General features: G+C 72.2%; 8 protein-coding genes. 2 read left to right on the top strand and 6 right to left on the bottom strand.

Going from position 1 to position 5,107, the window contains the following annotated elements; all coding sequences use genetic code 11:
- From GT030_RS02790 to GT030_RS35405, 3 genes are all read right to left on the bottom strand, one after another.
- Positions 1-157: nucleoside deaminase (locus GT030_RS02790; protein WP_202459614.1), on the bottom strand; the 157-nt coding region annotated here is incomplete at its 3' end.
- Positions 158-216: 59 nt separating this feature from the next.
- Entirely contained in the window at positions 217-753 is a 537-nt protein-coding gene (locus GT030_RS02785) for a hypothetical protein (RefSeq protein ID WP_161199657.1), read from the bottom strand.
- A 316-nt stretch (positions 754-1,069) separates the two neighbouring features.
- Positions 1,070-1,294: a hypothetical protein gene (locus tag GT030_RS35405; protein ID WP_346009545.1), complete on the bottom strand. Its 225-nt coding sequence runs from the start codon at positions 1,292-1,294 to the stop codon at positions 1,070-1,072.
- Between the two features lie 96 nt (positions 1,295-1,390).
- On the opposite strand from GT030_RS35405, the gene upp reads away from it, so the two are divergent.
- Positions 1,391-2,026, top strand: coding sequence for a uracil phosphoribosyltransferase (gene upp, locus GT030_RS02780; RefSeq protein ID WP_161199654.1), 636 nt, complete (start codon positions 1,391-1,393; stop codon positions 2,024-2,026).
- A 61-nt stretch (positions 2,027-2,087) separates the two neighbouring features.
- On the opposite strand, the gene GT030_RS02775 is transcribed toward upp, so the two are convergent.
- Entirely contained in the window at positions 2,088-2,729 is a 642-nt protein-coding gene (locus tag GT030_RS02775) for a LytR C-terminal domain-containing protein (protein WP_237522165.1), read from the bottom strand.
- Between the two features lie 123 nt (positions 2,730-2,852).
- Complete coding sequence (locus tag GT030_RS02770) at positions 2,853-3,149, bottom strand: type II toxin-antitoxin system VapB family antitoxin (protein ID WP_003986294.1); 297 nt, start codon at positions 3,147-3,149, stop codon at positions 2,853-2,855.
- Positions 3,150-3,280: 131 nt separating this feature from the next.
- Here GT030_RS02770 and GT030_RS02765 point away from each other — a divergent pair, with 131 nt between their 5' ends.
- The gene (locus GT030_RS02765) at positions 3,281-4,849 is read left to right on the top strand and encodes a helicase HerA-like domain-containing protein (protein ID WP_161199653.1); all 1,569 of its coding nucleotides are present in this window, start codon (positions 3,281-3,283) and stop codon (positions 4,847-4,849) included.
- 18 nt (positions 4,850-4,867) lie between these two features.
- Here GT030_RS02765 and GT030_RS37030 read toward each other — a convergent pair whose 3' ends face one another.
- A complete protein-coding gene (locus GT030_RS37030; protein ID WP_272920652.1) occupies positions 4,868-4,990 on the bottom strand; it encodes a hypothetical protein in 123 nt (40 codons plus the stop codon).
- Between the last annotated feature and the right edge of the window lie 117 nt (positions 4,991-5,107).

The raw sequence follows: 5,107 nt of genomic DNA, 5'->3' as shown, positions 1-5,107 counted from the left end.
CCAGCACCTCGGCGTGGGCGGTCGGATCGCCGGCCGCCTCACGCTCGTTGTGACCGGCGCCCAGCACGGTGGTGCCGTCCGGGCCGAGCACGACGGCGCCCACCGGGACGTCACCGCCGAGCGCGGCCCGCCCGGCCTCGGCCAGGGCGAGCCGCATCGCGGCACGCCAGGGGTCGCGCACCGGGTCCACGGTTCCTCGGGTCTCGTGCGGCGCGGTCAGCGGACGGTCTCCAGTACTTCCGAGGCGCCCAGCACCTCGGCGATCGTGCCCAGGGCGTCGTCCGCGTCCAGGGCGCGCAGCTCCTTCTCGCCGATCCCGAGATCGGCGAGGATCTCGCGGTCGCCGACGGGGCTGTGCGGGACGGCGTCGGCGTCCGGGGGCTCCTCGCCGTCCACCGTCTCCTCGGACTCGCCGTCCTCGGTGCCGTCGAGGTCCAGGGAGTCCAGGTCGGGCCCGTCGTCCGCGCCGGGCTCGCGGCCCAGCAGCTCATCGGTGAGGAGCAGCTCCCCGTAGGCGCTGCGGGCGGCGGCGGCCGCGTCGGAGACATAGATACGGGGGTCCTCCTCCCCGTCCACCCGGACGACCCCGAACCAGGAGTCCTCCTGCTCGATCAGGACGAGCACCGTGTCCTCCTCCGGTGACGCCTCGCGGGCGAGGTCGGCCAGATCGGACAGGGTCTCCACATCGTCGAGCTCCGTGTCGCTCGCTTCCCACCCGTCTTCGGTGCGCGCGAGCAGTGCGGCGAAGTACACCGTGACTCTCCCACTGGTCATAGGTGTGCCGGTCGGGGGGTCCCCCCGGCGGAGGTCCGGGCGGCGGAGCAGCTGCGCTCCGGGGTCCGCCCACTGGGAATCGTGGCAGAAACAAGTCGCTCAGGGGACGTCTTCGGCTCCCCGTGTCCGGCTGTTTCGGCCGTCCGTCACCAAACGGCCGACCGCGGGTCCGTGATGGGCTCTCCAGCGCACCCGTTGCCGCCACCTGCGGATCGTACGCGGCGTCGCGAGCGCCGATCATCCTCGCCGGGAGCTTTCCCCGGTGCGTGCTGACAGGACCGTACGACGGCCGGGGCTACCAGCGGAACGTTCGCATGCGCATGGCGTGGCGCAGCCGGGCCGCCTTGGCGCGGCGCGGCTGGACCCGGTCGCGCAGTTGCCGGGCCTCGGCCAGGTCGCGGAGGAACTGGGCCCGGCGGCGCCTGCGTTCGGCTTCCGTCTCGGGCCGTGGGGGCCTGAAGGGCCCGATCTCCCCGGTCGTCGCCGGGCCGTTGTTCGGCAGGTTCGGCAGGTCAGCCACGGTTTCACCACCCCGGTCGGTCCTGTGCGCATTCCCCCGGACGGGCGTTTTGATGCCGAGACGAGGCACAGGGCGGGCACGGTTACTGTTGAGGACATGCGTCTCCACGTCGTCGACCACCCCCTGGTCGCTCACAAGCTCACCACGCTGCGCGACCAGCGCACCGACTCCGCGACCTTCCGCCGTCTCGCCGACGAGCTGGTCACCCTGCTCGCCTACGAGGCCACGCGGGACGTGCGCACCGAGGCCGTCGACATCCAGACCCCGGTGGCCCGGACCACCGGCGTCAAGCTCGCCCGCCCGCGCCCGCTGGTGGTGCCGATCCTGCGCGCCGGCCTGGGCATGCTGGACGGCATGGTCCGGCTGCTGCCGACCGCCGAGGTGGGCTTCCTGGGCATGATCCGCAACGAGAAGACGCTCCAGGCGGAGACCTACGCCTCCCGCATGCCGGACGACCTCTCCGGCCGCCAGGTGTACGTCCTGGACCCGATGCTGGCCACGGGCGGCACCCTGGTCGCGGCCATCCGCGAGCTGATCGGCCGTGGCGCCGACGACGTGACCGCCGTGGTCCTGCTGGCCTCTCCCGAGGGCGTGGAGATCCTCGAGCGCGAGCTGGCCGGCACCCCGGTCACCGTGGTCACCGCCGCGGTGGACGAGCGCCTGAACGAGCAGGGCTACATCGTGCCGGGCCTGGGCGACGCGGGCGACCGCCTGTACGGCGCGGCCGAGTAAGTACCAGGACAGCGGAAGGGGGGGCCGCCCGGTCGGGTGGCCCCCCTTCTTGCTGTCGGGCTCAGCAGGTCTTCTTCTTGGTGGACGTCACGGCGGCCACCTGTTCCGGCGCGGTCAGCCTGGTCACCGCGCTGTCGGCCGCCGGCCGCTGGGTGAGGGCCTTGAATTTGTCCCCGATGACCAGGTCCAGCTCGGCGCCCTTGCGGGCCGCGTCGGTACGCCGCTCCGCGTCGGTGAGCTGGGTGCTCAGCACCGGCAGCGTGGTGTCGAGGGCGGTGGCGGGACCGATGAGCATCCCGGTGCCCTTGACCTTCTTGTCGAACTGCTTGTCCGCGTTGCCCACGTCGCCGATCTTGAAGCCGCGCTTCTTCAGCTCGTCCGCCGTCTGCTTGGCGAGCCCGGAGCGCGTGGTGGCGTTGTAGACGTTCACGGTGATGGTGCCGGGCTTGGGCAGGGCCTTGACCGGAGCCGCCTTGGCGACCTTGGTGCGGCAGTCCGCCGCGTGACCGGACACCGAGCCGTCGCCGCCGGTGAAGACGTCGATGAGCTGCAGCGTGCCCCAGCCGGCGACGCCCAGCGCGGCCACGGAGGCCACGACGGCGGCGACGAGCCTGCCGCGTCGCCGGGGCGGGCGCATCCGAGGGTAGGTGTCCCCTGTGATCCGGTATTTACCGCCCATGCCGGGGGGAGTCAGCATGCTCATGAGCGCAGCGTAGTGCGCCGAGGCCGCGATGCCTATTAGATGATCAGTCCATCCGGCGTAGCCGAACCCGAAAGGGGTAACCGGCGGGCCGTACGGGCCAGTCGGGCTTGCCCGGAACGCTCGTCAGCCCAGTTCGAGGACGCGGGCGTGCAGCACCTGGCGCTGCTGGAGCGCGGCGCGGACCGCGCGGTGCAGCCCGTCCTCCAGATAGAGGTCGCCCTGCCACTTGACGACGTGGGCGAAGAGGTCGCCGTAGAACGTGGAGTCCTCGGCGAGCAGCGTCTCCAGGTCGAGCTGCTGCTTGGTGGTCACGAGCTGATCGAGGCGGACCGGGCGCGGCGCGACGTCCGCCCACTGCCGGGTGCTCTCCCGGCCGTGGTCGGGGTACGGCCGGCCGTTTCCGATGCGCTTGAAGATCACACGGAAAGCCTACCGGCCCAGACGTTCCGGGCGCAGCCATGGCGGCGGAGTGCGACGCTGAAAAAGACACGGCAAAGCGGGCATTACGGCGACTACCGGCAGTGGCGGTCGCCGGGACGAGGGGCCTTGAGATGAGCGACAGCGCGACCACGCCCGCCCCCGGGGGTCCCGGCCCGGCACAACTGCCCGACGCGGCCCGCCCGATCGCGGCCGGCTACGCCTTCACCGGCCCGGCGCTGGAGCTCGGCGCGCTGCTGTGGGACGGGGTGTGCCACCCGGACGCGCAGGTACGGGTGCCGCTGCCGATGCTGAACCGGCACGGACTGGTCGCGGGCGCCACCGGCACCGGCAAGACCAAGACGCTCCAGCTCATCGCCGAGCAACTCTCCGCCCAGGGCGTCCCGGTGTTCCTCGCGGACGTCAAGGGCGACCTCTCCGGCATCGCCCGGCCCGGCCAGGGCGGGGACCGGGTGAGCACGCGCGCGGCGGAGACCGGGCAGAGCTGGTCGGCCGAGGGCTTCCCGGTGGAGTTCCTGGCGCTCGGCGGGATCGGCCACGGCATCCCGGTGCGGGCCACCGTCACCAGCTTCGGGCCCGTCCTGCTCTCCAAGGTGCTGGGCCTGAACCGTACTCAGGAGCAGTCCCTCGGCCTGATCTTCCACTACGCCGACACCAAGGGCCTGGAGCTGATCGACCTCAAGGACCTCCGCGCGGTCGTCGCCTTCCTCACCTCCGACGAGGGCAAGCCCGAACTGAAGGGCATCGGCGGCCTGTCCACCGCCACGGCCGGGGTGATCCTGCGTTCGCTGACCGCGTTCGAGGCCCAGGGCATGGCGGACTTCTTCGGCGAGCCCGAGTTCGACACCGCCGGCCTGCTGCGTCTCGCCCCGGACGGACGCGGCCTGGTCTCCGTACTGGAGCTGCCCGCGGTGCAGGACAAGCCGCAGTTGTTCTCCACGTTCCTGATGTGGCTGCTGGCCGACCTCTTCCACGATCTGCCCGAGGTCGGGGACACCGACAAGCCGAAGCTGGTGTTCTTCTTCGACGAGGCGCATCTGCTCTTCCACGACGCCTCGGCCGCGTTCCTGGACGCCATCACGCAGACCGTGCGGCTGATCCGGTCCAAGGGCGTCGGCGTGTTCTTCGTGACCCAGACCCCGAAGGACGTCCCCTCCGACGTGCTCGGCCAGCTTGGCAACCGCGTCCAGCACGCCCTGCGAGCCTTCACCCCGGACGACCAGAAGGCGCTGAAGGCGACCGTGAAGACCTTCCCCGACTCCCCGTACGACCTGGAGGAACTGCTCACCGGGCTCGGCACCGGCGAGGCCGTGATCACCGTGCTCAGCGAGAACGGCGCCCCCACCCCGGTCGCCGCCACCCGGCTGCGCGCCCCGGAGTCCCTGATGGGCCCGGTGGACGCGGCCGAGCTGGACCGGGCGGTGCGGGAGTCGCCGCTGTACGGACGTTATGCACAGGCTGTGGACCGCGAGTCGGCGTACGAGAAGCTGACGACGGCCCAGGCCCGGCCTCCCGCCGAGGCGCGCCGGGCCAAGCGGGAGAAGGCGCCGGCCGAGGAGCCCTCGCTGGTGGAACAGGTCGTCGGCAGCGGGATGTTCAGGTCGCTGGCGCGCTCGGTGGGCACGCAGCTCGGCCGGGAGATCACCCGTTCGCTGTTCGGCACGGCCAGGCGGGGGAGGTAGCCCGCCCCCGCCGGTGCGTCAGCGGCGCTTCTCCCTGGGCGGTCGCTGCCGCTGAGCCGCCTCGTCCCGCTGATCGGGCGCGTTGCGCCGGGCCTCGGCGCGCAGCAGGGCGCGCAGGACCGCGTACAGGTCGGTGGGCATGGCTGTGGTCCTCCTGTTTCGGGGCTGACGTGGGCGGTGCCGACTGCTCGGCCCGCTCAGCAGCGCAGGACGACCGTGCTCAGGAGGGGTGCGGTGTGCGGGGGCCGCGTGCGCTCC

Source organism: Streptomyces sp. SID1328, assembly GCF_009865595.1.
Taxonomy (GTDB): domain Bacteria; phylum Actinomycetota; class Actinomycetes; order Streptomycetales; family Streptomycetaceae; genus Streptomyces; species Streptomyces griseoluteus.
The sequence above is the reverse complement of the archived record's forward strand: the minus strand, read 5'-3'. Positions and strand labels throughout refer to the sequence as shown.

What these genes read in the sequence shown, in the direction of transcription:
- upp (WP_161199654.1), top strand. Translation starts at nt 1,391, where the DNA reads ATGCGTCTCCACGTCGTCGACCACCCCCTGGTCGCTCACAAGCTCACC.
- GT030_RS02775 (WP_237522165.1), bottom strand. Translation starts at nt 2,729, where the DNA reads ATGAGCATGCTGACTCCCCCCGGCATGGGCGGTAAATACCGGATCACA.
- GT030_RS02765 (WP_161199653.1), top strand. Translation starts at nt 3,281, where the DNA reads ATGAGCGACAGCGCGACCACGCCCGCCCCCGGGGGTCCCGGCCCGGCA.
- GT030_RS37030 (WP_272920652.1), bottom strand. Translation starts at nt 4,990, where the DNA reads ATGCCCACCGACCTGTACGCGGTCCTGCGCGCCCTGCTGCGCGCCGAG.